The organism is Marinospirillum sp. (assembly GCF_014859565.1).
In genome coordinates this window covers 20,163-44,595 of the sequence record NZ_JACUUA010000008.1, presented here as the reverse complement: position 1 = coordinate 44,595, position 24,433 = coordinate 20,163, and the positions used below count along the sequence as shown (strand labels likewise).

Annotated in this window: 25 protein-coding genes; 18 read left to right on the top strand and 7 right to left on the bottom strand. The window is 51.9% G+C overall.

Annotated elements, in window-relative coordinates; translation table 11 throughout:
- The first annotated feature begins 39 nt into the window (after window positions 1-39).
- Window positions 40-528, top strand: a complete 489-nt coding sequence (rraA, locus tag IBX50_RS02665) for a ribonuclease E activity regulator RraA (protein ID WP_292253092.1) — start codon at window positions 40-42, stop codon at window positions 526-528.
- A gap of 3 nt (window positions 529-531) precedes the next feature.
- Complete coding sequence (gene ggt, locus IBX50_RS02660; protein ID WP_292253091.1) at window positions 532-2,361, top strand: gamma-glutamyltransferase; 1,830 nt, start codon at window positions 532-534, stop codon at window positions 2,359-2,361.
- A 203-nt stretch (window positions 2,362-2,564) separates the two neighbouring features.
- Here ggt and IBX50_RS02655 read toward each other — a convergent pair whose 3' ends face one another.
- Window positions 2,565-2,720, bottom strand: a complete 156-nt coding sequence (locus IBX50_RS02655; RefSeq protein ID WP_292253090.1) for a hypothetical protein — start codon at window positions 2,718-2,720, stop codon at window positions 2,565-2,567.
- An 85-nt stretch (window positions 2,721-2,805) separates the two neighbouring features.
- Here IBX50_RS02655 and IBX50_RS02650 point away from each other — a divergent pair, with 85 nt between their 5' ends.
- The 7 genes from IBX50_RS02650 to IBX50_RS02620 all read left to right on the top strand — a co-directional run bounded on the left by IBX50_RS02650 (window position 2,806) and on the right by IBX50_RS02620 (window position 8,094).
- Complete coding sequence (locus IBX50_RS02650) at window positions 2,806-3,411, top strand: YigZ family protein (RefSeq protein WP_292253089.1); 606 nt, start codon at window positions 2,806-2,808, stop codon at window positions 3,409-3,411.
- A gap of 38 nt (window positions 3,412-3,449) precedes the next feature.
- Window positions 3,450-4,073, top strand: a complete 624-nt coding sequence (locus IBX50_RS02645; RefSeq protein WP_292253088.1) for a hypothetical protein — start codon at window positions 3,450-3,452, stop codon at window positions 4,071-4,073.
- Between the two features lie 225 nt (window positions 4,074-4,298).
- The gene (locus IBX50_RS02640; protein WP_292253087.1) at window positions 4,299-4,544 is read left to right on the top strand and encodes a hypothetical protein; all 246 of its coding nucleotides are present in this window, start codon (window positions 4,299-4,301) and stop codon (window positions 4,542-4,544) included.
- Window positions 4,528-4,803 (top strand): type II toxin-antitoxin system RelE/ParE family toxin, encoded by a 276-nt coding sequence (locus IBX50_RS02635; RefSeq protein ID WP_292253086.1) that lies wholly within the window; start codon window positions 4,528-4,530, stop codon window positions 4,801-4,803. Before IBX50_RS02640 ends, IBX50_RS02635 begins: the two co-directional genes overlap by 17 nt.
- A gap of 442 nt (window positions 4,804-5,245) precedes the next feature.
- Window positions 5,246-6,646, top strand: coding sequence for a 23S rRNA (uracil(1939)-C(5))-methyltransferase RlmD (gene rlmD / locus IBX50_RS02630; protein ID WP_292253084.1), 1,401 nt, complete (start codon window positions 5,246-5,248; stop codon window positions 6,644-6,646).
- Window positions 6,647-6,694: 48 nt separating this feature from the next.
- Window positions 6,695-6,946, top strand: coding sequence for a hypothetical protein (locus tag IBX50_RS02625; RefSeq protein ID WP_292253082.1), 252 nt, complete (start codon window positions 6,695-6,697; stop codon window positions 6,944-6,946).
- Between the two features lie 86 nt (window positions 6,947-7,032).
- The gene (locus IBX50_RS02620) at window positions 7,033-8,094 is read left to right on the top strand and encodes a carboxysome shell carbonic anhydrase domain-containg protein (RefSeq protein WP_292253081.1); all 1,062 of its coding nucleotides are present in this window, start codon (window positions 7,033-7,035) and stop codon (window positions 8,092-8,094) included.
- Between the two features lie 244 nt (window positions 8,095-8,338).
- Here IBX50_RS02620 and IBX50_RS02615 read toward each other — a convergent pair whose 3' ends face one another.
- From IBX50_RS02615 to rsxA, 6 genes are read right to left on the bottom strand one after another with little or no spacing between them, the layout of a single operon-like run.
- Window positions 8,339-9,052, bottom strand: a complete 714-nt coding sequence (locus IBX50_RS02615; protein ID WP_292253079.1) for an electron transport complex subunit E — start codon at window positions 9,050-9,052, stop codon at window positions 8,339-8,341.
- Complete coding sequence (gene rsxG, locus IBX50_RS02610) at window positions 9,039-9,692, bottom strand: electron transport complex subunit RsxG (protein WP_292253078.1); 654 nt, start codon at window positions 9,690-9,692, stop codon at window positions 9,039-9,041. Before rsxG ends, IBX50_RS02615 begins: the two co-directional genes overlap by 14 nt.
- Window positions 9,685-10,704, bottom strand: a complete 1,020-nt coding sequence (locus IBX50_RS02605) for an RnfABCDGE type electron transport complex subunit D (protein ID WP_292253077.1) — start codon at window positions 10,702-10,704, stop codon at window positions 9,685-9,687. The genes rsxG and IBX50_RS02605 overlap by 8 nt, the downstream gene beginning before the upstream one ends.
- A complete protein-coding gene (rsxC, locus tag IBX50_RS02600; protein ID WP_292253075.1) occupies window positions 10,695-12,530 on the bottom strand; it encodes an electron transport complex subunit RsxC in 1,836 nt (611 codons plus the stop codon). The genes IBX50_RS02605 and rsxC overlap by 10 nt, the downstream gene beginning before the upstream one ends.
- A 2-nt stretch (window positions 12,531-12,532) precedes the next feature.
- On the bottom strand, window positions 12,533-13,144 hold the full coding sequence (gene rsxB / locus IBX50_RS02595) for an electron transport complex subunit RsxB (protein WP_292253093.1): 612 nt from the start codon (window positions 13,142-13,144) through the stop codon (window positions 12,533-12,535).
- A complete protein-coding gene (gene rsxA / locus IBX50_RS02590; RefSeq protein ID WP_292253074.1) occupies window positions 13,138-13,719 on the bottom strand; it encodes an electron transport complex subunit RsxA in 582 nt (193 codons plus the stop codon). The genes rsxB and rsxA overlap by 7 nt, the downstream gene beginning before the upstream one ends.
- A gap of 197 nt (window positions 13,720-13,916) precedes the next feature.
- Here rsxA and IBX50_RS02585 point away from each other — a divergent pair, with 197 nt between their 5' ends.
- The 9 genes from IBX50_RS02585 (at window position 13,917) to IBX50_RS02545 (ending at window position 24,413) form a co-directional block, all read left to right on the top strand.
- Window positions 13,917-15,641, top strand: a complete 1,725-nt coding sequence (locus IBX50_RS02585; protein WP_292253073.1) for a methyl-accepting chemotaxis protein — start codon at window positions 13,917-13,919, stop codon at window positions 15,639-15,641.
- A 127-nt stretch (window positions 15,642-15,768) separates the two neighbouring features.
- A complete protein-coding gene (locus tag IBX50_RS02580; RefSeq protein WP_292253072.1) occupies window positions 15,769-16,134 on the top strand; it encodes a response regulator in 366 nt (121 codons plus the stop codon).
- A gap of 36 nt (window positions 16,135-16,170) precedes the next feature.
- Window positions 16,171-18,354, top strand: coding sequence for a chemotaxis protein CheW (locus tag IBX50_RS02575; protein ID WP_292253070.1), 2,184 nt, complete (start codon window positions 16,171-16,173; stop codon window positions 18,352-18,354).
- Window positions 18,347-18,844 carry a chemotaxis protein CheW gene (locus IBX50_RS02570; protein WP_292253067.1) on the top strand — a complete coding sequence of 166 codons (498 nt, stop codon included), beginning with the start codon at window positions 18,347-18,349 and terminating at the stop codon, window positions 18,842-18,844. The genes IBX50_RS02575 and IBX50_RS02570 overlap by 8 nt, the downstream gene beginning before the upstream one ends.
- Window positions 18,845-18,859: 15 nt before the next feature.
- The gene (locus IBX50_RS02565) at window positions 18,860-20,650 is read left to right on the top strand and encodes a methyl-accepting chemotaxis protein (RefSeq protein WP_292253066.1); all 1,791 of its coding nucleotides are present in this window, start codon (window positions 18,860-18,862) and stop codon (window positions 20,648-20,650) included.
- A gap of 3 nt (window positions 20,651-20,653) precedes the next feature.
- Entirely contained in the window at window positions 20,654-21,502 is an 849-nt protein-coding gene (locus IBX50_RS02560) for a CheR family methyltransferase (RefSeq protein ID WP_292253065.1), read from the top strand.
- Window positions 21,503-21,505: 3 nt separating this feature from the next.
- Window positions 21,506-22,138, top strand: a complete 633-nt coding sequence (gene cheD / locus IBX50_RS02555; RefSeq protein WP_292253063.1) for a chemoreceptor glutamine deamidase CheD — start codon at window positions 21,506-21,508, stop codon at window positions 22,136-22,138.
- Window positions 22,138-23,223, top strand: a complete 1,086-nt coding sequence (locus IBX50_RS02550) for a chemotaxis response regulator protein-glutamate methylesterase (protein WP_292253062.1) — start codon at window positions 22,138-22,140, stop codon at window positions 23,221-23,223. Before cheD ends, IBX50_RS02550 begins: the two co-directional genes overlap by 1 nt.
- Window positions 23,224-23,237: 14 nt before the next feature.
- Window positions 23,238-24,413 carry a methyl-accepting chemotaxis protein gene (locus IBX50_RS02545; protein WP_292253061.1) on the top strand — a complete coding sequence of 392 codons (1,176 nt, stop codon included), beginning with the start codon at window positions 23,238-23,240 and terminating at the stop codon, window positions 24,411-24,413.
- Window positions 24,414-24,433: the final 20 nt, after the last annotated feature.

The window sequence follows — 24,433 nt, the reverse complement described above, 5'->3', positions numbered from 1 at the left end:
TTCTAGTGATATATTCCAAAACCTAACCTGGAGCAAAAGATGCAATACGTAACCCCCGACCTGTGTGATGCCTATCCTGATCTGATCGAAGTGGTTGAACCCATGTTCAACAACCTGGGTGGCCGTGAGTCCTTTGGTGGTGAGATAGTGACCATCAAGTGTTTTGAAGACAATTCACTGGTTAAAGAAGAAGTGGAAAAGCCCGGTGCCGGTAAAGTGATGGTGGTGGATGCTGGTGGTTCTTTCCGTTGTGCCATGCTGGGTGACATGCTGGCCGAGAAGGCGGTGAAGAACGGTTGGGAAGGGGTAATCATGTACGGCTGCATCCGTGATGTGGACATCATCAATGAGCTGGATCTGGGTGTGCAGGCGCTGGGTACCCACCCGAAAAAGTCCGAGAAAAAGGGTGTGGGTGAGTATCAGGTGGCTGTGTCTTTTGGTGGTGTGACCTTTGTACCTGGTGATTATCTGTATGCCGATAACAACGGCATCATTGTTTCTCCCGAACCTTTGACCATGCCGGAATAAACCATGCCATTTGCCACCCGGCTGGTATTGTTGCCATTAGCTGCTGCCCTGTTGCTGCTGGGCTGTAAACCTGCTCCTGAAGCAGGGAAAATGGACAATCAAAAGGTGCTTCCTGTTGAAGCCCTGCAGCCGGAAGTGGCCAGTGGCCTGCAGCAACGCCCTGGCTGGCAATTTGAACATCAGGCGGTGGCGGCTGCTAATCCGCTGGCGGCAGAAGCAGGTCATAAAATGCTGGTGGCTGGTGGCAATGCTGTGGATGCTGCTATTGCCGCACAACTGGTACTCAATCTGGTCGAACCCCAGTCCAGTGGTATAGGGGGTGGTGGTTTTCTGCTCAGTTGGGATGGAGATCAGCTGATTGCCTGGGATGGTCGTGAAACCGCACCGGCAGCAGCAACACCAACGCTGTTTCTGGATGCTGGAGGCCAGCCTTTGCCTTTTATGGAAGCAGTGACCAGTGGTCGGGCTGTAGGTGTGCCGGGATTATTGAAAATGCTGGAAGCAGCCCATCAGCAACAGGGACATTTACCCTGGCAACAGCTGTTTGAACCAGCCATCCAACTGGCTGAAAAGGGTTTTGAAGTCAGCCCACGTCTGCATCAACTGCTGGTTAATGATCCCGCACTGTCCAATAATCCCGCAGCACGGAATTATTTTTACCTGCCGGACGGTTCCCCTTTACCGGTGGGGCATCTGCTGAAAAATCCTGCCATGGCACTCATTCTGCGTCAGGTGGCGGAACAAGGCAGTGATGCTTTTTATACCGGTATTTTGGCACAAACAATCAGTAAAACTGTACAACAACAGGGTGGTTTATTAACCCCTGAAGACCTGCAGACTTATCAACCCGTAGCGCGGGAAGCTTTTTGTGGTGGCTGGCTGGATTATCTGGTCTGTGGTTTTCCACCACCGTCTTCCGGGCAGATCGCCCTGATGCAAATGCTGGGTATTCTGGAGCAGTTATCCAGCGTGCAGAACAGCCCGGAAAGCCAGAGTGAAGAGAGCTTTTATACCCCTGAAGGCATGCATCAGTATATTGAAGCCAGCAAACGGGCTTTTGCCGATCGCGCGCTGTATCTGGCGGATCCGGATTTTGTTACAGCACCTGCGGGTGACTGGATGAGCCTGATTGATCCTGAATACCTGCTTAAAAGAGCACAGGAAATCCAGCCGGTCAGTCAGGGGGTGGCTTCACCCGGCCAACCGGGTGGACTTGAGTCAGCTTATGCCAGCCAGTGGCCACAACCGGAATACGGCACCACCCACATCAGTGTCATGGATGCTGAAGGGCGGGGTGTGGCGATGACCACCAGCATTGAACAGGCGTTTGGTGCTCGAATACTGACTGACGGCGGCACCGGATTACCGGGTGGTTTTTTACTCAACAACCAGCTGACAGATTTTTCTTTCCTTCCTGCCGACTCACAGGGCAAACCTGTAGCTAATCGTGTTGAACCGGGCAAACGCCCGCGCTCCAGCATGAGTCCAACTTTAGTGTTTGATCCTCAATCACGTGAACTGGTAGCTAGCCTGGGTTCTCCCGGTGGTGCAGCCATCATTCATTTCACCACCAAAACCCTGCTGGGTTCTCTGGGTTGGAAGTTGGCACCCCAGCAGGCTATTGAGCTGCCGAATTTGGCTAACTTCAATAGCAGGGTTACGCTGCTGGAAAAGGGTGGCTTTTCAGATCATGTCAAACACAGCCTAGAGGCTCGTGGGCATGAACTGCGCGAACAGGATCTGACCAGTGGTATCCAGATGCTGTTGCTGACCCCTCAGGGTATTCTGGGTGGTGCTGATCCACGGCGTGAAGGCTGGGTGGTTGGTGAGTGAACTGCGACTGATCGAGTGCACACAAGCACAACAAGGCAAAACCATTCAGGCAATTTTTAATCAGGTGATCCTGAACTCCACCGCACTCTACGAATACCAGCCCCGCAGTGAAGCCGACATGCAGCAGTGGTTTGAAACCAAAGTGCGTGGAAATTTTCCGGTGCTGGGGTCAGCATCCCCGCTGGAGGCAAGCGTCAATCTGGTCACGCACCAGTTGCAGTCACAGTGTATTCATCATCTGAACCGCCTTCCAGATACTCCATGCAGAAGTTTGGCAGGCATTTTGCCGCCATGCTGCGTAATTCATCAATGTTCTGGGCGCAGGTTACATCCCTGCCGGTGTAATAATGTCTGAGCAAAATGCTTGTCCTTCCTGAGTCATCTGACCGAATGTGCTAATCTTACGCCTCTGATCTGAAACAAAAAACATGGAAATGACAGTTGATGCGCCAGACCTTGCCAGAGCCGGTGAATAGCCTGCTGGAAATCAAAAAATCACGTTTTATCGGTTGTGTTGAACCGGTGACCAGTATGGAGCAGGGACTGGAGCGGGTGCAGACTTTGCGACAGCAGCACCCGGATGCCACTCATGTCTGTTTCTGCCTGCTGGTTAACGGGCAGGTGCGCCAGTCGGATGATGGTGAACCTTCCGGTACTGCGGCAGCACCAATGTTGAATGTATTGCAGCACAAACACCTGGATCAGGTACTGGCTACGGTGGTGCGTTATTTTGGGGGTATAAAACTGGGTGCCGGTGGGTTGGTGCGTGCCTACAGTCAGGCAATCAGTGAACCCCTGCAATCGGCTGTTTATGTTGAGTTAAAAACTTTTGCCCTTTTACACCTGACAACGGCTTTTGAGCATGAATCCTTGTTGCGGCGGTTGGCCGATCAGGCTGGGTTGCGTGTACAAATTGATTACAGTGAAGGTGTGGTGGCCAGTCTGGAAGGTGAGCAGACGGCTCTGGATCACTTTTTAAAAGTCTTTTCCGAGCAGGTGCGGGGGCAGCTGCAGTTATTTTCTGATCAGGCTAGAAATAAACCGCTTTGAATGCTAGAAATGAAAGATGAACAGAATCGGGAGAAAGGATGCGTATCAATCGTTGGCTGATCATCCTGTTTGCTGGCACCAGCCTGGCTTTGCTGATCTACACTCTGCCGGCAATCACTGCCAGCCTGGTGTTGATCAAGGGTGTAGGTCGACCCTTACCTGCTGCGGTGCAAGAGATAGTAGATGGCCAGACTTTGCTGCTGCGTATGCCGGATGGAAAAAATGTGTGTTTTGTCCTGAATGGTGTGAATACACCACTGAAACATCAGCCGGGTTACCGCCGCTCAGTGTTGGGGCTGATTGACCTTTCACAGGGACGCTTGCGCAGTGAGGTACGGGTACAGCTGGATGCTGTGCTTTATGACTCCATCTGGCTGGGTACAGTTTATGATGTCCGTGAAGAGATCAATGGTAATCTTGCGTTGATCCGCAGTGGTTATGCTTGGCCGGATGTTTATCATCATGATCATCAGGATCAGGTGAATATTTATCGTCAGGATGCTGCCGAGGCATTACAAGAGGCACGTAGTAATGCCCGTGGTCACTGGTTGGGTATTCATATAGGCGAAGCCCCTGAAGCACCGGCAGAATCCTACATCAGTAACCTGATCCGTGATGGTCATTCCGCTCCAGCCTGCCAGCCTCACTCACCAAAATCTTGAATGACAGCCTTAAACCTGCTGAAGCGCTTTTCTTCGTACTTGGGTCTGGACTTCAATTGCATAAAATCCAGGCCAGGTTTTGAGGAGCTTTGCAACTGCGGGGCTATTGCATCATGAAACTGTCTGAACTATTGACTCTATGCGGTCGTCACTTTGTCGACACCTCTTGCAGAAAATGTATTACACGTTATACTTGTACTACAATCCATGAGGGAGGATCAGCACATGATTACTTTTCGTTCACCAGAGCTTGAAACACGTCTCAGTAATCTGGCCGTGGTCACTGGCCGTAATAAGACCTTTTATCTTAAAGAGGCTCTGCAGCGTTTCCTTGATGACTACGAGGATCTTTATATTGCTGAACAGCGAATTGTTGAGAACACCAACCCTGACGGTAGTCGCAAGATAGAAAATTATATTCCAAAAAATGGCCGTAGCCTGCAGGGCATTTTGAATGACCTGGACGATTGAGTTTGCCAGGCAGGCGCTGAAGGATCTCAAGAAAAGCACACCCACTGAAATTCAGCGGCTTTCTGATTTTTTGGATGACCTTGAAAAGATGGATGATGCTCGCTCAACGGGCAAAGCCATGCAAGGTGCTCCGCGTGGCCGGTGGCGTTACAGGGTTGGTGATTATCGAATCATCGTCAGGATTCTTGATCAGGAGAATATTATTTCTGTTGAGCGCTTTGGTCATCGCAAGAATATTTATGAAAAGAACCCTTTTTGATCGCTGACCAGTTCACGTTGATGACATCAACAACCCGCACCTGGGCAAACACCCGCTTGTCAGCACCAAATTTTTTCTGAACGAAATGACAAAAACGCTGAAGTCTTTCGTATTTCGATACTGAACAGCAGCTGGATTACCGGCGAATTCGAAAAACACCGGGGCAGGGGTCAGAAAAGAACATAGCTCTCGCACTGGGCAACCTCATTAGTGGTTTTCAACTCGCCCATATGGGCTTCGGCCCTGCCTCTTTTACGGTACAGCTCCAGCAACTTTTCGGCAGAGCACTCATATGCTGCTGTGAGAGGTTTTACGGTTGCTACACGCGATACCAGTCCTTTTGAGGCTGCCGGGGTTGCTGTTGTCAATCCGTGGAAAGAAGGTTGAACCTGATTGATGCTTACCCTAGTATGCGGTTCCTTTTGTTGACCGGTGTAACACAATGAGCCGCCTTTTCACTAAACCCCGCAAGAATGCTGTTGCCAAGGCCGATAAGGCTGCGGCAGCACGCACGGCAGAAGCCGAGTCTCTGGCTGCTGCTGCCTCAGATTCCCCTGATCATCACTTGCAGATTCTGCGCCTTAGTCATGAGGGGCGGGGTGTAGCGCGTAATGCTGAGGGTAAAACGGTGTTTGTGGAAGGTGCCTTGCCCGATGAGCGGGTGAGCTGCAAGGTGCGTTTTACCCGCAGCCGGTATGACGAGGCGGTGGTGGATCAGGTGCTGGTGCCTTCCCCTCGGCGTACAGTCCCGGCCTGTTCACATTATGCCGCTTGTGGTGGTTGTAATTTGCAGCATCTGGATGCTCAGGGACAGTTGGCTTTTAAACAGTCACTGGTGGCGGAGTTGCTGGATTATCCGCAGGAACAGTTACAACCGCCGTTGAGTTCACCGCCTTTTGCTTATCGCCGCAAGGCACGGCTGGGGGTGAAGTGGCGCAAGGATGGTCGTTTGTTGCTGGGTTTTCGTGAGAAAAACTCGGCTTTTATTACCAATGTCACAGAATGTCCGGTTCTGGTGCCGGAGCTGCAAGCCTTGTTGCCTACCTTGCATGAATTGTTGCCGCAGCTGGATGGCAAAAAACATCTGGGGCATATCGAGCTGATTCAGAGTGAAAACCAGCGGGGTGTGCTGGTGCGTTTGTTGCGTTCACTGCTGCGGATGAGTAGTCAGGATCAACGCTTGTGGCGCGATTGGGCTGGTGCTCAGGGTGTTGTGTTGCAGTTTCAGGATGAGACAGGGCTTCATCCCTTTGGCAGTGACGAACCCGCTCCCTTGTTCAGTTATCAGCTGCAGAATCAGACGCTGTTTTTTGCTGCCGGTGATTTTGTGCAGGTGAATGCCGGTGTGAATCAACAGATGGTGGCACAGGCGCTGGATTGGCTGAAGTTAAAAGGCACAGAGCGGGTGCTGGATCTGTTTTGTGGTTTTGGCAATTTTACCCTACCACTGGCGCAGCAGGCCGCAGAGGTGCTGGGTGTGGAAGTGCTGGAGTCTCAGGTGCAGCGGGGTGGCATGAATGCGACTCACAATGCCTGTAACAATGTGCGTTTTACCACAGCCGATTTAAACCGTCCCTTGCAGCAGCAGGCTTGGAATGAAGCGGCCAGTGGCTGGGATGTGATTCTGCTCGACCCGCCGCGTGCCGGTGCGGAGGGTATTTGTGACCAGCTTGGTGAGCTGGGTGCCGGGCGTATTTTGTATGTCTCCTGCAATCCTGCCACGCTGGCGCGGGATAAAACCAGTCTGGAGCAGCAGGGTTATCGGCTGGATCGGCTGGGTATTATGGATATGTTCCCGCAGACCGCCCACGTTGAAAGCATGGCATTGTTTGTGCGCAGTTGATTCGGGCGCATTTTTTGCATGGCCTCCGCCATTTTAAGGGGAGGCAGTATGGGCACTTATCATCTGATCAGTCATCTGGAAGGCAATCTGCGGGCAGTGATGGAATTACAACCTGCAGCAGAGGCTGAAAGCTGGCTGTTGCAGGTCAAGCTGATTTATGACGGTGAACCTGCCGGTGAGATCAGTTTTAACCTGCTGCACTACACCGAAGAAGAAGCGCGACATCTGGCGCACAATATCACTGATCATGGATTTATCATGCGGGAAATTGATGATTTGTTGTTTGGTGATAGTGAGTAGTTGCGGGTGTTCGCAGCAACGGCTTTAGGGTTATACTCCGGTCAGAATAAATGGCCATTAACAGACACGAAAGGAGGACAACAATAATGCCGTCTGCAATTCATTCTCAACCCATCCAGCAACGCATTGACTGGTTGATGGAGCTGAGCCGCACTCATTCTGCTCAGTTCTGTGATCCAGAAAATTACCTCGCTCGTCAGCGTTATCTTGCTGAGCATCCCACCCACATCATTGCACTTAAATGCATGGATGGCCGCCTGCATTTGCCTTATGCCACTCAAACTCCGCTGGGTATTATTCGCCCGTTTCGTAATCTGGGCGGTATTTTTGATCTTGGCTGGCCTTATATGGGTGACCTGCTGGAAAGTAGTGTGCTGGAGGCGATTAATGCCGGTCGTCGGGTGTTGATTATTATCACCTACCACTATTCAAAAGGTGATCGTTCACGCGGTTGTGCCGGTTTTGACTGTGATCATCATGCCGCCATGGAGCATGCTCAGGATATTCGCCTGCAGGTAGAGGCAATTTTTGGTCACGATCATCAGACGGTTTATCCGCTGGTGTGTGGTTTTGAAACCGATGAAGATGCGTTGATTCTTCATGGTGCTGAAGATGTACAGCTGGATCTTTCCACCCTGTCGGATGTTGATATCCCTACGCTGATTCCCCGTTTGCAAAGCCTGCTGCCGGATATGCCTTCACAAATGCGTCATGATTTGTTGCCGCTGGTGGAAGGGAATATTCGTCACATCGCTGAAATCCGCCAGAGCCACCGGGAGCCGGACATTGAACACCGCGAATGGATGATTTGTGTCGGTCGGGGGTTTGATTTTTTGCATGTGCCCAATGTGGCGCTGATTATTGGGCCTTACAGCCCGGATTTGTCCGACCCGATCACCAAAGCCGCCGGGATCATTCGTGCCAATATGGAAAAAGGGCGCATTCCCGATGATGGTTTTTTGCTCTTGTCCTCGGCTCCTTTTCAGGAGGCTGGCCCTGATCACGCCCGTGCAGAGTTAAAAGCCAACTTTATGGCAGAATTTGCGGCAGAGGTGATCCGCAAAACCCAACCAGAACTGGCACAAAAGATGTTAATTCGCACCGCTACGCTGCACTGGCCAACCCGTCGGCTGGATGTAGTGGACTAGTCCATTTTTAAACGATTCCGCAAACTTTGCGCCAAATGCAGTGGCCGGTGTTCCGAACCGCTGCAGATTTGCTGGCGGCAAGAAAAACCATTAACAATCACACTGGCTTGGGGTTGTGCTCTCAGGCTGGGCAGTAAGGTTTGTTCAGCCATGGCCTGAGACAAAGCCAGGTGTTCCTGTTCATAACCAAAACTGCCGCGCCTCCCCCCCTTCTACGGCAAGCCTAGTCGATACTGTATAAATATCAGTGTGTCGGAGTTTTGTGTATGACCACCTTTGCCACCTTCCTCGACTGGGGTTGGGTGCGTTTTTTTAGCTGCTGGTCAATCAGGTTTTTGATGGCAATGATGAGCCCCATGCCAAAAAAAGCACCCGGTGGCAGCAGCAGAATCAGTACCTGAAAGTCGGTAAAGAAGGTGATTTTCCAGTTGGCGGCGGCAGCGCCGAATAACAGCTCCATGCCACTGAACAGCGTGCCTTGCCCGAGAACTTCCCGGAAAGCACCCAGCAGCACCAGTACTGCGGCAAATCCTAGACCCACCATCAAGGCATCCAGCAGTGCTGATAGGGGTGGATTTTTGGAGGCAAAGGCATCAGCACGACCAAGAATGGCGCAGTTGGTGACAATCAGCGGGATAAAAATGCCGAGAATCTGGTACAGCTCAAAGGTGAAAGCCTGCATCAGCAGTTCTGCACAGGTCACAAAAGAGGCAATGATCATCACAAAAGCAGGCAGCCGTACACTGGCAGGTACATGATGACGAATGATGGAGACAGAAAAGCTGGAGCCGAGTAATACCAGCAGGGTGGCTGCCGCCAGTCCCAGTGCATTCACCACTGTGCCAGTCACCGCCAGCAGCGGACAAAGCCCCAGCAGTTGTACCAGTGCCGGGTTATTGTGCCAGAGTCCATCCAGTGCAATTTTGGAGTAGTTGGTGTGTTGTTCACTGCTGCTCATTGGGTTGCTCCATCTGAGATAACAGTTGCTGGATTTCCGGAGTTTGCAGCCACAACAGGCTGCGTTTAACACTGTTCACCACGGCTCTGGGAGTGATAGTGGCTCCGGTGAACTGATCAAACTCACCACCGTCTTTTTTGACTGCCCAGCCGGAAAGCTCAGGGTTGCTCAGGCTGAGACCATCAAAGCGGTGAATCCAGTCGGATTTTCGTTCTTCAATCTTGTCACCCAGCCCCGGTGTTTCACGGTGATCCAGCACGCGTACACCCTGAATCTGCCCGTTGAGGTGTAAGGCCACCAGCAGTTCAATGCGTCCGGTGTAACCATCCGGTGCAGTGATTGGCAGCAGGATCATGGACAGTTGATCATCCTGCCAGGCCAGATGAGCCGCAAAGGGCTGCTGGTGTCCCAGCTCGGGAGCCGCAGGCAGTTGCACCGGCTGGCGTATGTCCAGCTGGTATTGCGTTCGAGGAGCCAGGGAGTAAAGCAACCTTGCCGCAGCCTGGTAGCGATTTTCTTCTATCCGCTCACTGGTCATCAGTCGGGTGAAGCTGACTGCCCCTGCCGTGACCAGGGCAAACAGCACCAACCCTGTGACACTGCGAGTCAGGCTTTTTCTGAGGCTGGTCACGTCAGTCATGGTTCTTCCCGGTTTTCATGCCACTGCGAGCCTTGGTGTGCCCATACACTCGCGGGCGGGTGAAATAATCCAGTGCCGGAGCAGCAAAGTTCATCAGCAGGATGGAAAAAGCCACACCATCCGGGTAACTGCCCCAGGTGCGGATGCTGATCACCAGCAGCCCAGCACCGATACCAAACAATATTTTGCCCTTCATGCTGGTGGCACCACTGACCGGGTCTGTCAGAATAAAAAAGGCCGCAAAAACAGCAGAGCCAGCCGCCAGATGCAACCAGGGTGGGGCGTAATGGCTGGTATCCAACCCCCAGACAAAGGCACCATAAATCAGCAGGGTTCCGATAAAAGCGGCAGGTAATTGCCATTGGATGATACGCCGTGCAATCAGGTAAAGCCCACCGAGCAGCCAGGCTAGAGCAATACTGCTGGTGGCTTGTAACATGGCTGGATTAAGGCGCTGGTTATCCTGCCAGAACTCATCAGCCATCAGTAGCCCTTTGTTGCGCCAGGCATCCAGAGCAGTGGCACCGGTTAGTGCATCTGCAGAGCCGCTGTTCAGCCAGCTTACATCTGTGGCCGAGATGGGCAGCGGCCAGATGCTCATCTGCACCGGAAAGCTGATCAACAGAAAAGCATATGCAGCCATGGCTGGATTAAATGGGTTTTGACCCAGTCCACCAAAAAGCTGCTTACCTACCAATAGTGCAAAAAAACCACCAACAACAGGAATCCACCAGGGTGCAGTAGCAGGCAGGCAGACACCCAGTAGTACACCCGTCACCAGTGCTGAATAATCCGTCAGTGACGTTAGCGGGCGGTTTCTGAGTTTCATCACCAGTGCTTCAGCAGCCAGGGCGCTAAGGCAGGCCAGAAACAAATTCAGCAGAATACCAATGCCAAAAAACCAGCTGAGGGTCAGGATGCCGGGCAGGCAGGCCAGCAGTACCTGACGCATGATACCCGCAGTGCTGACCTGACTGTGGGCATGGGGTGAGGACAGGCGGATCATGGACATGGGCTGGATTCCTCGACTGCAGCCAGTTTTGCTTCAGCTTTTGCCAGCTGTTCTTGGGCAGCGCTCAGGCGTTGTTCTTGTTCACTGATTTGCTCAGGCGTGGCATCCGGTGAGGTGTGCAGGTTGCTGAGTGTTTTTTCAGCTTTTTTTACGGCAACGGTGGCGGCGGCTTTGGCAATTTTTAACTGCTTGAGTTGTTTTTCATCCACACCGGCAGCTGCTGCGGGGGTTGCGGTTGCCGGTTGTGCAGCTGTTAGAGTTGCCTGAGTGGTTACAGGCGGTGAGGCGGGTGGGTTTGCCAGTTCAGCCTCCTTCTCGCTGTCTCTCTCACTCTCTCTTTTGGCTGCGGCCATACGGGCTGCGGCTTCGGCACGAGCACGACGCTTGGCTTCTTTCTCCTGCTCTTCACGCTCAAAACGCGCCTTGCGGGCTTCAAAGCGTAATTTGGCCAGATCCGCCTTGCGGGTTTCTGCCCGTTTTTGCAGCAGTTTGTCCTTGGCGTGGCGGTAATACTGTACCAGCGGAATTTCGCTGGGACAAACCCAGGCGCAGGCACCACATTCGATGCAATCAAACAGCTGTTGTTCTTCGGCTTTATCCCAGGACTGGTGCGCCGCATAAAAGTACAGCTGTTGTGGCAGCAGTTGTGCCGGGCAGACTTCTTCACAGCGACTGCAACGAATGCAGGGTTGCTCGATGCCCGGCAGCGGCAGTTCACTGGCGGTGGGCAGCAGCAGGCAGTTAATACCCTTGGTGATGGGGTAGGCATCCGAGTCCAGGGTGTAACCCATCATCGGCCCGCCAATAATCAGCCGATCCACTGTTTGTGGGTTGACCTGCGCCTGCTGTAACAGCTGGCTGATTGGGGTTCCGAGTCTAACCCGATAGTTGCCGGGTTGTTGAACCGCCTGTCCGGTCACCGTGACTATCCGCTCAATCAGGGGTTTACCCAGCACCAGTGCATCATGTAACGCAACAAGGGTGCCGACATTGTGACAAAGCACACCCACATGCATGGGTAGCTGACCACTGGGGACTTCCATGCCAGTCAGCAGCTGGATCAGTTGTTTTTCACCACCGGAAGGGTAACGAGTGGGTAATATACAAATCTGTAACTGATCCTTGAGCGGATGGTGTTCTAGCGCATTTTTTAATGACTCAAGGGCTTCGGGTTTGTTGTCTTCAATGCCCAGCAGCAGTTGTTCAGCTTGTAACAGGTGTTGCAGGATGCTGATGCCTTCCAGTAATTCATGGCTGTGATGGCGAATCAATAAATCATCAGCGGTGATGTAGGGTTCACATTCAGCAGCGTTGATGATCAAGGTGCGCACCCCCTGGTGTACTGCACCTTCCACCTTGATGGCGGTGGGGAAGGTGGCACCACCGAGTCCAACCAGTCCGGCCTGACGGATCAGAGGCAGCAGTGTTTCGGCAGTCGCCGTGCGCCAGTCAATGCCGGGTGGTAAAAAGCCGGGTGGCTCAAAACCGGGGGTATCCAGGCCATCACTGCGAATCACAACGGCGGGCAGTGTCAGGCCGGAGGCATGAGGCACCGGACGCGGCTCAATGGCAATCACTTCACCGCTGATGCTGGCATGAATACAGGCTCCCGTACCCTGACGACAGGCAGCAATCCGCTGGCCGGTTTTGACCCGATCACCCACCTGAACCAGTGGTTCGGCAATCCGACCGGCATGTTGTGTCAGTGGCAGGATCACTTCATCTGGCAAATCCGCGTCTCGCAGTGGTGCGGTGGATGACCAGTGCTTGTGTTCCGGGGGATGAATGCCGCCGTGGAATTGACGGGTGATGGTTTGAATGCTCACGATTAAACCGGCTCCCGTGGTGTGGTTGCGGAACGGTCAGTGATGATGATGCGGCTTTCTGCAGGTTGCATCGGACCGGCGGGCATGGGCCATTGCCAGTGTGCCAGATCAGCTTTGATCGGCAGCATATCAATACAATCCACTGGGCAAGGTTCAACACAAAGATCACAGCCGGTGCATTCGTCCACGATCACCGTGTGCATCAGTTTGGCGGCACCCAGGATGGCATCCACCGGGCAGGCCTGAATGCATTTGGTGCAGCCGATGCATTCATCTTCGCGGATGTAGGCCACTCGCTTTGCTGAACCGCTGCTGTCTTCTTCAGCATCCAGTGGCAGCGGGTCACGACCCAGCAGATCCGCCAGTGCCTGAATGGTATCAGCACCGCCGGGTGGGCATTTGTTGATGTCTTCCCCGGCAGCTATCGCTGCTGCATAAGGGCGGCAGCCGGGATGCCCACACTGGCCGCACTGGGTTTGCGGCAACAACTGGTCAATTTTTTCGACCAGTGGGTCACCTTCAACGTGGAAACGCACCTGTGCAAATCCCAGCAGTAATCCTATGAGCAATGACAACAAGGTCAGGGCAAGTATGGCGGTCAGCATAGTCACAATTGCACCATGCCGGTAAAGCCCATAAAGGCAAGAGACATTAGCCCTGCGGTCATCATGGCAACCGCAGCACCTTTAAAGGGTGCGGGTACATCCGCCAGTGCCAGACGTTCCCGCATGGCCGCAAAACAGACCAGCACCAGTGCAAAACCCAGCCCGGCACCTAACCCGTAAAGGATGGCCTCAACAAAGGATTGATCATGGTTGATGGATAACAACGCCACACCTAAAACCGCGCAGTTGGTGGTGATCAGCGGCAGAAAAATCCCCAGTACCTGATAGAGTAAAGGGGAGGTTTTGTGTACCACCATCTCGGTGAACTGCACCACGGCGGCAATCATGATGATAAAGCTGATGGTGCGCAGGTATTCAACCTCCATCGGCACCAGCAGGCCGTGATAAACCAGATGGCTGAGTGCGGAGGAGAGGGTGAGTACAAAGGTGGTTGCCAGTGCCATACCCAGGGCGGAGTCCAGCTTGTTGGATACCCCCATGAAGGGGCAGAGTCCGAGAAACTGTACCAGCACAAAGTTATTGACCAGGATGGTGCTGAGCAACAATAAAAGGTATTCAGTCATTTTTTCGCAATATCAAAGCAATAAAGTGGCATTTTAACTTATTTGTTTTGTTGGTGCAGATGGATCTCACTTGGATTTTCCCATGAATGTGTATCTTAACCCTATATGGCATGGATATTTCATGGTATAAACGTGATAAAAGGACTCACTAGGTCGACTTTCTCTTTTTACTTTCAACCTTATGGACGTATGGATCAATGCTACTACGTAATCTGAAAATCAATCAGCGCATCTGGATTATCAATTTTCTGGCAGTGGCAGGAATGCTGGCGATTCTGTTGGTTGCCTTGAATCGGCAATATGCAGATATGGAAGCCATGACGCTACAGGAAATTCAAAACCAGGTGGACTCTGCGGAGGGGCTGATAAAAGGGTACCAAGCCATGGTGGCAGCCGGTGAAATGAATGAGGTCGAGGCCAAAGAACAAGCTGCTGCCAGGGTTAGCTCTATGATTTACGGCCCGGACAAGGACTATTTTTTCATTTTTGCCCGTGATGGTTTGACGCTGGCGCATCCCAGTGAGGCACTGCGTGGCAACAACATGATGCACCTGCAGGATGTAAATGGTGTGCGCCTGGTGCGAGACATGATTGAAGGGGCTGTGCGTGAAGGTTCCACCATTGTGCCTTATTTCTGGAACCGTCCTGGCAGTGAGGAGCAGGTACAGAAGCTTTCTTATGCTCGACTGAATCCCGAGTGGGATTGGATTATTGCCACCGGTGTGTATGTCGATGATCTGGATCAGGTTTTTATGGAAAGCCTGGTGGCGCTGGTTTTGATTGCCCTGGCGATCTTGGTGGCCATGCTGCTGGTAGCCATGCTCATCGGCCGCTCCATTATTCGCCCGATCAAGGAAACCGCAGATGCCATGAAAGACATCAGCTCCGGTGATGGTGATTTAACCGTACGCCTGAGCACGGAAGGCAAGGATGAGATGACCGAGCTGACCTCCCACTTCAACGTGTTTGTGACCAAGATTGAAGACCTGGTGGGAGATATCAAGCAGTCCGTGGGTTCAATCAATACCGCCGCACAGGAAATTGCTGCCGGTAACTCGGATCTGTCCCAGCGTACTGAAGAGCAGGCGTCCAGCCTGGAAGAAACCGCCTCCAGCCTGGAAGAGTTAACCTCCACTGTGCGCCAGAATGCCGATAACGCTCGTCAGGCCAACCAGTTGTCTCAGGATGCCAGCAAGGTTGCTGCTGAGGGTGGTGATCGTGCCCGTCTGGTGGTGACAACCATGGAGCAGATCAGTGAAAGCTCCAGCAAGATTGCAGATATCACCACCATGATCGACAGTATTGCTTTTCAGACCAACATCCTGGCTTTGAATGCGGCGGTGGAGGCGGCTCGTGCCGGTGAGCAAGGAAGGGGTTTTGCTGTAGTTGCCAGTGAAGTACGAGTGCTGGCGCAGCGTTCTGCAACCGCTGCGAAGGAGATCAAGGAATTGATTGGTGAATCCGTGGACACCGTGCGTCAGGGCAGTACGCTGGTGCGTGAAACCGGAGAAACCATTGAACAGATTGTCAGCTCCGTTAAACGGGTCACTGATCTGATGGGTGAAATTTCTGCTGCTTCGGATGAACAAAGCCAGGGTATTGAGCAGGTTAATCAGGCTGTGATCCAGATGGATGATGTGACCCAGCAAAATGCGGCATTGGTGGAAGAAGCCGCTGCTGCTGCAGAGTCGCTGGAAGAACAGTCTCAGGCGCTCAGCGAAGCGGTATCGGTCTTCCGAATCAGCAGTGATCTGGAGACTAAAAAAGCACCGGCAAAAGCGGTCACAAAAACAGCTCAGCCAGCGGCCAGAAAAGCGGCTACACCAACACAGAAATCAAGCCAGGCGCACCCGGCAGCTCCGGCACGTAAGCTGGCACCGCCACCCAAACGCCAATCAGACGATGAGTGGGAAGAGTTTTGATGCAGCGTTTGCCCCCGGTACTGCTGCTGACAGCCTAGGGATTTGAGCTGAAAAGGCATTGATACTTGGGTAGGTTGGCTTTGCTCTTGATAATTTTGTTTAATATAGGTCTGGAGAACAACTGGTTATGGCAAAAACAATTTTAACAGTGGATGACTCTGCATCCATACGTCAGATGGTTTCTTTTACCCTGAAGGGTGCCGGTTACACCGTGGTTGAAGCCAATGATGGCAAGCAGGGACTGGATAAAGCCAAAGCCGGTCGTTTTGATCTGGTGCTGACTGATCAGAACATGCCGAATATGGATGGTTTGACTCTGATCAAAAGCCTGCGTGCCCTGCCTGCTTATGCTCGTACACCCATTCTGGTATTGACCACAGAAGCCGGTGACAGCATGAAACAGCAAGGCAAGGCAGCCGGTGCCACCGGTTGGCTGGTTAAACCCTTTGATCCGCAGAAGCTGATTGATGTGGTAAAAAAAGTCATTGGTTAATCCGGATTTAAATTCAGCTGTCGAGAGGCTTTGAACATGAGTGTAGATCTCAGCCAGTTCCATCAGGTTTTTATTGATGAGGCCTATGAACACCTGGCAACCATGGAAAGACTACTTCTGGCTCTTGATCTGGACGCCCCCAGCCTGGATGACCTGAATGCCATTTTCCGTGCTGCCCACTCCATCAAGGGGGGGGCGGGTACTTTCGGTTTCACCGATATTGCCGAACTGACCCACGCACTGGAAACCTTGCTGGATCGACTGCGCAAAGAAGAGTTACAACTGATTGATGCCATGATTGAGGCATTCCTGCAGTGTTGTGATCTGCTGGGCACCATGCTGGATACTCATCAGAATGGTGGTGAAGTGGATCAGCAAAGAATCAGCCGTATTCGTGCTGAGCTGGTGCGTCTGGCCGAGGATACTGATACACCAGCCGCTGTAATGGCAGCTGCTGTCAGTGAATCAGCTGCATCGACTGGCTCCTGGTTGATTCAGCTGCACCCGGTACGCAATATTTTTGCCGAAGGTGCCTCGCTGGATGCCATCACTGAAGACCTTAAAGCACTGGGTGCTGTGGAAGTGCTTAACCTGGGTGATCAGGGCAAGGTCGACTGGCGTCTGCATGCAGAAGTTACAAAAGAACAGCTGAATGAGATTTTTTCTTTTGTCTGCCAGCCGGAAGAAGTGACCTGCACACTTGAACAGGCTGCTGCTTCATCAAAAGATGATGATCTGGGTTACGGCTTTTTTGTGGATGAGAAGGAACTTCAATCCAGCCACGAAGCGGCGGATGGTTTTGGCTTTTTTATTGATGAAAGTGAACTGCCTGCTCAGCAGAAGCAGCATCAGGCACAACAAGAAAGTGAACAGGGCTTTGGCTTTTTTGTGGATGAAAAAGAATTACCTATGGCTCCAGCCCCAGCAGCAGTAACGGAACCTGAATCGAGTGCCAAACCTGCTGAAACTTCCGCACCGGTTGGTAAAACCTCTGCTGCACCGTCCAAGGCAGCTCCAGCTGAAACCTCCATCCGTGTTGGGGTGGAGAAGGTGGATCAACTGATCAACCTGGTGGGTGAGTTGGTGATTACCCGCTCCATGCTGGCACAGTCGGTTTCCGCACTCGACCCGATGGAATACGAAGCCATTCATGATGGCTTGGCGAATCTGGAGCGTAACTCCCGTGATCTGCAAGAAGCGGTAATGTCCATCCGTATGCTGCCGATCAACTTTGTTTTTGGCCGTTTTCCACGCGTGGTGCGTGACCTGTCTGGCAAAATGCATAAAAAAGTGGCTCTAAAACTAGTGGGTGAAGACACCGAACTGGACAAGGGATTGATCGAAAAGCTGGCTGATCCGTTGACCCATCTGGTGCGTAACTCCATTGATCACGGCATCGAAACCCCTGAGCAGCGTCTGGCTGCGGGTAAATCCGAGCAGGGCACCATTACCCTGAGTGCCAGCCATCAAGGTGGCAGTATTCTGGTCGAAGTGGTGGATGATGGTGCCGGTCTCAGCCGTGATAAGCTGATTGCCAAGGCTCAGGAAAAGAACATTCCCTTAAGTGATAATCCGACTGATAAAGAAGTCTGGCAACTGATTTTTGCAGCCGGCTTTTCCACTGCCAAGGAAGTGACTGATGTTTCCGGGCGTGGTGTGGGTATGGATGTGGTGATGCGTAATATCACCGAGATGAAAGGACAGATAGAAATTGATTCGGTACAGGGTCAGGGCACTCGGATCGGTTTGCGCCTGCCGCTGACTCTGGCGATTCTGGATGGTATGTCGCTGCGGATTGGTGATGAAGTATTCATCCTTCCTTTGACGCGGATCATTGAATCCATGCAACCGGAAACATCTCAGTTAAAAACGGTTTCAGGCAAGGGGCGTGTGGTGCATATTCGCGGTGAATACCTGCCGCTACTGCCGCTCTACAAGGTGTTTGGTCTGGAGCCACGTATCAAGCGGCCTGAAGAAGGCATCCTGGTGGTGGTGGAAAGTGCCGAAGGCAAACTGGCACTGTTTGTAGATGAGTTGATTGCCCAGAACCAGGTGGTGATCAAGAGTCTGGAAGCCCACTACCGCAAAGTGCCGGGGGTTTCCGGTGCTACAATCATGGGTGATGGTCGGGTTGCACTGATTATAGATATTGAACAGATTGCCAAAATGAATACTGTTGAAGAACAGCAGTTTATATCCGGAGGTAATACCCATGAGTGAAGCGGCAGCAGAACATGCGCTGGCTATTGCAGGGCATCAGGAGTTTCTGACCTTTACGCTGGGTGAAGAGGAGTATGCCATTGATATTCTGAAAGTTCAGGAAATCCGTGGTTATGATGCTGTCACCCGTATTGCCAACACCCCCAGTTACATTAAAGGGGTAATCAACATGCGTGGTGTGATTGTACCTGTAGTGGATATGCGCCTTAAATTTAATGTCGGTGAAGCCGTTTATGATCAGTTTACAGTCATGATCATCCTGAATCTGGGTGAGCGTGTAGTGGGTATGGTGGTGGATAGTGTATCCGATGTGGTGGCGTTGAGTCCGGACGAAATCCGCACTGCACCGGAGTTTGGTGCCGCCATGGATACCCAGTACATCCAGGGGCTGGCTAGCATAGAAGACCGCATGGCCATTGTGGTGGATATCGAAAAGCTGATGACCAGTAATGAAATGGGTCTGATTGATGCCGTTGCTTTAGCTCACTGATTGGAGGAGTCACACATGTTCAATAAAATAAGCGTCAAGGCCAAGCTGATCTTTGTCATTGGTTTTTTATCTCTGCTGCTGATCATTATTGGTGTCTTGGGTGTGAATGGTATGGCAGATGGCAACCGGCGTCTGGAGTCGGCCTATTATGATCGCCTGATCCCTTCACAAGAGATTGCTGATATTGAATACCTGATGCAGGCCAATATCATCCAGCTGAACTTGGCTGGGATGCATGATCTGCGCCTGGATGAACATGTACTGCATGACCACTCCATTCAGCTGCATACCGATCAGGTTCGAGCCAATATCAAAAGAATCACGGAGCTCTGGGATGAGTATATGCAAACGAACCAGACTGATCATGAAGCACGTCTGGCTGCAGATTTTACTCGTCTGAGGGTAGAGTTTGTACAGCAGGGTTTGTTACCTGCAGTGGATTTGTACGAGGCGGGTCAGTATATGGATGGCAACATGCACATGATCCGTGTTGTGATTCCCGCATTTAACCGTGCTTTTGCTGTGGCCAGTGAACTATTGGATCTGCAGTTGGAACTGGGTGCCCAGGAGTTTGCTGTAGCGGAGGCAGCTTATGAGCGCACCCGTATGATTGCCATTGTAGTTATCATTCTGGGTGTCTTGTTGGCCAGTCTGGTGGGTTGGTTGCTGATCCGTGCCATCGTGAATCCACTGAACCGTGCGGTGGGCTATTTTGATGAGATTTCAGCCGGCAACCTGAATAACAAGATTGTTATTGACAACGATGATGAAATTGGCAAGGTGATGGTGGCCTTGCAGGCGATGCAGACCAAGCTGCGTGAACTGGTCACTGACATTAAAGCCTCTGTGGATGCGATTACTACCGCATCCCAGGAAATTGCTGCCGGTAATACCGACCTTTCCCAGCGTACTGAGGAACAGGCCTCCAGCCTGGAAGAGACGGCATCCAGCCTGGAAGAATTGACCTCCACTGTTAAACAGAACGCGGATAATGCCCGTCAGGCCAACCAACTGGCGCAGAGTGCCAGTGAAACAGCCTCGACCGGTGGTGAAAAATCGCGTCAGGTGGTGGCGACCATGGAGCAGATCAGTGAGAGCTCCAACAAGATTGCCGATATCACCACGCTGATTGATGGTATTGCCTTCCAGACCAATATTCTGGCATTAAACGCTGCGGTGGAAGCCGCTCGTGCCGGTGAGCAGGGACGCGGATTTGCCGTGGTGGCCGGAGAGGTTCGTTCACTGGCGCAGCGCTCAGCTGCTGCTGCCAAAGAGATCAAAGAGCTGATCACTGACTCGGTGGATACCGTGGATATGGGCACCAAGCTGGTGCGTGAAACCGGCGCAACCATTGAAGAAATTGTGAACTCAGTCAAACGTGTCACTGACATCATGGGTGAAATTTCTGCAGCCTCGGATGAACAGAGCCAGGGTATTGAGCAGGTCAACCAGGCTGTAGTTCAGATGGATGATGTCACCCAACAGAACGCGGCCCTGGTGGAAGAAGCAGCCGCAGCGGCTGAGGCCATGCAGGAGCAGGCACAAGGCTTGAGTGATTCAGTATCCATCTTCCGTGTGGATGAAGTGGGTGGAGCTGCAGCCAGAAAAGTGGCAAAGCCACCACGACTGGCTGCTGCCAGCAAACCTGCCGCCCGTCCAGCCAGTAAACCTGCTGCCCGTTCAGCCAGTAAACCGGCAGCACGTTCAGCTCAGCCAGCGCGTAGTTCCGCTGCCCCAGCTGCCAAACGTACTGCTCCCTTACCTGCACCCAAACGTCAGAGTGATGATGAGTGGGAGGAGTTTTAATCCGTGAGTGTGAAAGAGCGCGAATTTGATTTTACGGACAGGGATTTTCAGAAGATTCGTGATCTGGCTCATGAGCGTGCCGGTATTTTCCTAAGCCCTAAAAAGCGCGATATGGTGTACAGCCGTATCGCGCGCCGGTTGCGTACCCTGGGTCTGGACACCTTTCAGGATTATCTGCTGCATCTGAAAGAAAATGCCGATGAGGCTCAGGATTTTATCAACGCTCTGACCACCAATCTGACGTCTTTCTTTCGTGAAGCGCATCACTTTGAGTTGTTGTCCGAACAATTATTAAACCTGGCTGACAGACGCTCAGGTCCGATCAAAATCTGGTCCAGTGCCTGCTCCACCGGTGAAGAGGCCTACTCACTGGCAATGACTGCCATTGAAACTTTCGGCAGTTGGACACCGCCGGTGCGGATTCTGGCAACGGATGTGGATACCAACGTGCTGCAGCAAGGCCGCCGTGGGGTTTATGCTTCCGATCGCATCAGCAAAATGGACTCAGAGCGTGTCAGCAATTTTTTTGTCAAAGGCAAGGGCAGCCATGCCGGTATGGTGAAAATCCGGCCTCAGGTTCAGGATCTGATCCACTTTAATTCCTTGAATCTGCTGGCACCCAACTGGCCGGTAAAAGGGCCTTTTGATGCCATTTTCTGTCGTAATGTGATGATTTATTTTGATAAACCAACACAGTACAAGGTGCTGGCGCGGTTTCATCCCTTGCTGACAGAAGAAGGATTGCTCTATGCCGGTCACTCAGAAAGTTTTCAGCATGCTGCTGATCTGTTCCGGCTTAGAGGCAAAACCGTTTTTGCTCCGGTGCACAACACGCCTAACAAAAAGAGTTGATTTGTGGAGACTGAAGGATTTCAGGATGGTGAGGAGACCCATGCCGAGGCATGGGGTGCCAACACCTACTTTGATTCCTACTTTGAAATTGAAGCTGTAAAAATCCTGCCGGGTGAGTATTACGTGACTCGGCAGGATAAGTTAATTGTTACTGTGTTAGGTAGTTGTGTTGCAGCCTGTATTCATGACAAGGTACAGGGTATCGGTGGCATCAGTCATTTTATGCTGCCTTTTGGTCTGGACGAAACAGAGCTGATTGACAGTTCCATACGTTATGGCAGCCATGCACTGGAAATGCTGATTAACCAGTTGTTAAAGCTGGGTGCCATCAAGGATCAGCTGGAAGCCAAGGTTTTTGGTGGTGGTAATGTACTGGCTGCACCGGACAGTTACCTGATCGGTGAGCGTAATGCGGCTTTTCTGCTGAGTTATCTGGAAGCTGAAAAGATTCCAGTGATCAGTCAGAGTTTGCTGGGTGACTGGCCGCAGAAGGTTTATTTTTTTCCGGCAACCGGACGGGTGCTGGTCAAAAAACTGAAACGTCTCAACAACACCACCATTTTTGATCGGGAAGCCCGCTACTTTGAAAAGCTTCTGAATATTGAGGTTGCGGGCAACATAGAGTTATTTGGCTGATGAAATCAAACAAGATAAGTGTGCTGGTAGTGGATGATTCAGCGCTGATTCGTCGTTTGCTGACTGAAATCATCAATGCCGAGAGTGATATGCAGGTGGTTGCCACTGCACCAGATCCATTGGTGGCGCGTGAGTTGATCAAGCTGCATAACCCGGATGTATTAACACTGGACGTTGAAATGCCACGTATGGATGGCTTGGACTTTCTGGAGCGGCTAATGCGGCTGCGTCCGATGCCAGTGTTGATGGTTTCATCTCTGACGGATAAAGGATCTGAAGTCACCCTGCGGGCGTTGGAGCTGGGAGCAGTGGATTATATTGCTAAACCCAAGGTGGATATTGCCAGTGGACTGCAGGGTTATGCAGAGCTGATAGCTGAAAAAATCCGCGCCTGCTCCCAGGCCAGGGTTGCCAGTCGAGCTGGCCATAAAGCCAGTGATCAGGCTCAGCTGCGTGCACAGGCGGTGGCTGCATCCCGTAAAAGAACCAGTTACAGCACAACCGAAAAAATTATTTTTGTCGGTGCATCCACCGGTGGCACAGAGGCAATCAAGGATTTTCTGATTGATTTACCGGCAGACATGCCCGCGATTCTGATTACCCAGCACATGCCAGAGAACTTCACCCGCACCTTTGCTGAGCGGCTGGATAAGCTTTGTACTTTGCGCGTTTCTGAAGCCGTGCACAACCAGCGGATATTGCCTGGTCATGTGTATATCGCACCCGGCAACCTGCATTTGGAAGTGACTCGCAGTGGTGCCAACTACATGACTTTTCTGCATGAAGGTGAACCGGTTAACCGCCATCGGCCATCGGTGGATGTGCTGTTTTATTCTGCAGCCAGGGTCGCAGGTGCCAATGCTGTGGGTGTCATCCTGACCGGTATGGGCAAGGATGGTGCTGCTGGTTTATTAGAAATGAAACGTGCCGGTGCCTATACTCTGGCACAGGATGAAGCCAGTTGTGTGGTATTCGGGATGCCAAAAGAAGCTATTGCTGTGGGTGGAGTGGATGAAGTACTGCCCTTGACGCAGTTACCTTCACGTGTCATCGAACATCTGGGTCAGAGGATTAATCGTGTGTAAGGAAAAACGAATCGATGAATAACTATTTTACCTGGATTGCCCTGGCAGTATTGATGCTGGCCAGTGTATTGATCAGCGGTTTTATTCCACCCTGGCTGACCGGTTTACTGGCAGCAGTGTTCGGTTTTGCACTGGGGTTGGCTGGCGTGCTGCGCTCTGGTGCACAATCGACTGGCGGCGGCAAGAACACTCCGGATATTTATGTGGAAGGTATCTCAGAAGTGGATCTGCAGCAGGACTACCTTCAGGTGGGTGAAAGCATTTCTGATGTAGTCAGTGAGTCCTTAAAGGATCTGGATTCATTAAAAAATATGCAGAACGATGCACTGGGAACCTTGGCGGTCGCTTTTAATCGCCTGAAGGCCGACCTGGATCAACAGCAGGATCTGGTGCGCTCACTGCTTTACAGTGATCAATTGGATCAGTCATCAGACTCACATAAACACATGAGCAGTTTTGCTGAAGATACCTTAAAAACCCTGAACAACTTTGTTGAAACCTCAGTGCAGACCAGTGCTGATTTGATGGAAATGTTGGAGCGGGTTTCTGAGCTTTCAGAAGGCATGCCAGAGCTGATGGGTGCGTTAAAAGACATCGACAATATTGCCGATCAGACCAACTTGCTGGCTTTGAATGCGGCCATTGAAGCGGCTCGTGCCGGTGATCATGGACGAGGTTTTGCGGTGGTGGCGGATGAAGTACGGGCATTGTCATCACGCTCAGCGGAGTTCAGTCGTACCATACAGCGTAACCTTCATGGTATGAACAAACGCATTGAGCGTCTGGTGACCGATGTCAGTAAAATTGCCTCGCAGGATATGAGTTTTATCCTGCGAGCTAAAAAAGAAGTGGAAGGTGCCATTGAGTTGCTGATGGAAAAGTCGGCCAGTGATCAGTTGGTAACCCAGCAGCTGGAGGTGCTCTCGGACGATCTTTCTACTGCCTTGTTTGATGCCATGCGTGCCATGCAGTTTGAGGATATGAGCAGCCAGACCATCCAGCATACGGCATCGGAACAGAAACACCTGTTGCTGCTGGTGGAAGCATTAAAAGCGGGTGCTGATGACCCACACACCTTCCATGAAGCCTTGCGTCATCGGGTGGAGGAGTTCAGAACTGCTCGTTCAGAACGTAAATCCAACCCGGTTTCCAGTAACTCAATGGACAGTGGCGATATCGACCTGTTCTGATTCAGCCATCTAAAGGAGTT

Bases quoted from the DNA above. Each gene is read 5' to 3' on its own strand.
- rraA (WP_292253092.1), top strand. From the start codon at position 40: ATGCAATACGTAACCCCCGACCTGTGTGATGCCTATCCTGATCTGATC.
- ggt (WP_292253091.1), top strand. From the start codon at position 532: ATGCCATTTGCCACCCGGCTGGTATTGTTGCCATTAGCTGCTGCCCTG.
- IBX50_RS02650 (WP_292253089.1), top strand. From the start codon at position 2,806: ATGCGCCAGACCTTGCCAGAGCCGGTGAATAGCCTGCTGGAAATCAAA.
- IBX50_RS02645 (WP_292253088.1), top strand. From the start codon at position 3,450: ATGCGTATCAATCGTTGGCTGATCATCCTGTTTGCTGGCACCAGCCTG.
- IBX50_RS02640 (WP_292253087.1), top strand. From the start codon at position 4,299: ATGATTACTTTTCGTTCACCAGAGCTTGAAACACGTCTCAGTAATCTG.
- IBX50_RS02635 (WP_292253086.1), top strand. From the start codon at position 4,528: ATGACCTGGACGATTGAGTTTGCCAGGCAGGCGCTGAAGGATCTCAAG.
- rlmD (WP_292253084.1), top strand. From the start codon at position 5,246: ATGAGCCGCCTTTTCACTAAACCCCGCAAGAATGCTGTTGCCAAGGCC.
- IBX50_RS02625 (WP_292253082.1), top strand. From the start codon at position 6,695: ATGGGCACTTATCATCTGATCAGTCATCTGGAAGGCAATCTGCGGGCA.
- IBX50_RS02620 (WP_292253081.1), top strand. From the start codon at position 7,033: ATGCCGTCTGCAATTCATTCTCAACCCATCCAGCAACGCATTGACTGG.
- IBX50_RS02615 (WP_292253079.1), bottom strand. From the start codon at position 9,052: ATGAGCAGCAGTGAACAACACACCAACTACTCCAAAATTGCACTGGAT.
- rsxG (WP_292253078.1), bottom strand. From the start codon at position 9,692: ATGACTGACGTGACCAGCCTCAGAAAAAGCCTGACTCGCAGTGTCACA.
- IBX50_RS02605 (WP_292253077.1), bottom strand. From the start codon at position 10,704: ATGTCCATGATCCGCCTGTCCTCACCCCATGCCCACAGTCAGGTCAGC.
- rsxA (WP_292253074.1), bottom strand. From the start codon at position 13,719: ATGACTGAATACCTTTTATTGTTGCTCAGCACCATCCTGGTCAATAAC.
- IBX50_RS02585 (WP_292253073.1), top strand. From the start codon at position 13,917: ATGCTACTACGTAATCTGAAAATCAATCAGCGCATCTGGATTATCAAT.
- IBX50_RS02580 (WP_292253072.1), top strand. From the start codon at position 15,769: ATGGCAAAAACAATTTTAACAGTGGATGACTCTGCATCCATACGTCAG.
- IBX50_RS02575 (WP_292253070.1), top strand. From the start codon at position 16,171: ATGAGTGTAGATCTCAGCCAGTTCCATCAGGTTTTTATTGATGAGGCC.
- IBX50_RS02570 (WP_292253067.1), top strand. From the start codon at position 18,347: ATGAGTGAAGCGGCAGCAGAACATGCGCTGGCTATTGCAGGGCATCAG.
- IBX50_RS02565 (WP_292253066.1), top strand. From the start codon at position 18,860: ATGTTCAATAAAATAAGCGTCAAGGCCAAGCTGATCTTTGTCATTGGT.
- IBX50_RS02550 (WP_292253062.1), top strand. From the start codon at position 22,138: ATGAAATCAAACAAGATAAGTGTGCTGGTAGTGGATGATTCAGCGCTG.
- IBX50_RS02545 (WP_292253061.1), top strand. From the start codon at position 23,238: ATGAATAACTATTTTACCTGGATTGCCCTGGCAGTATTGATGCTGGCC.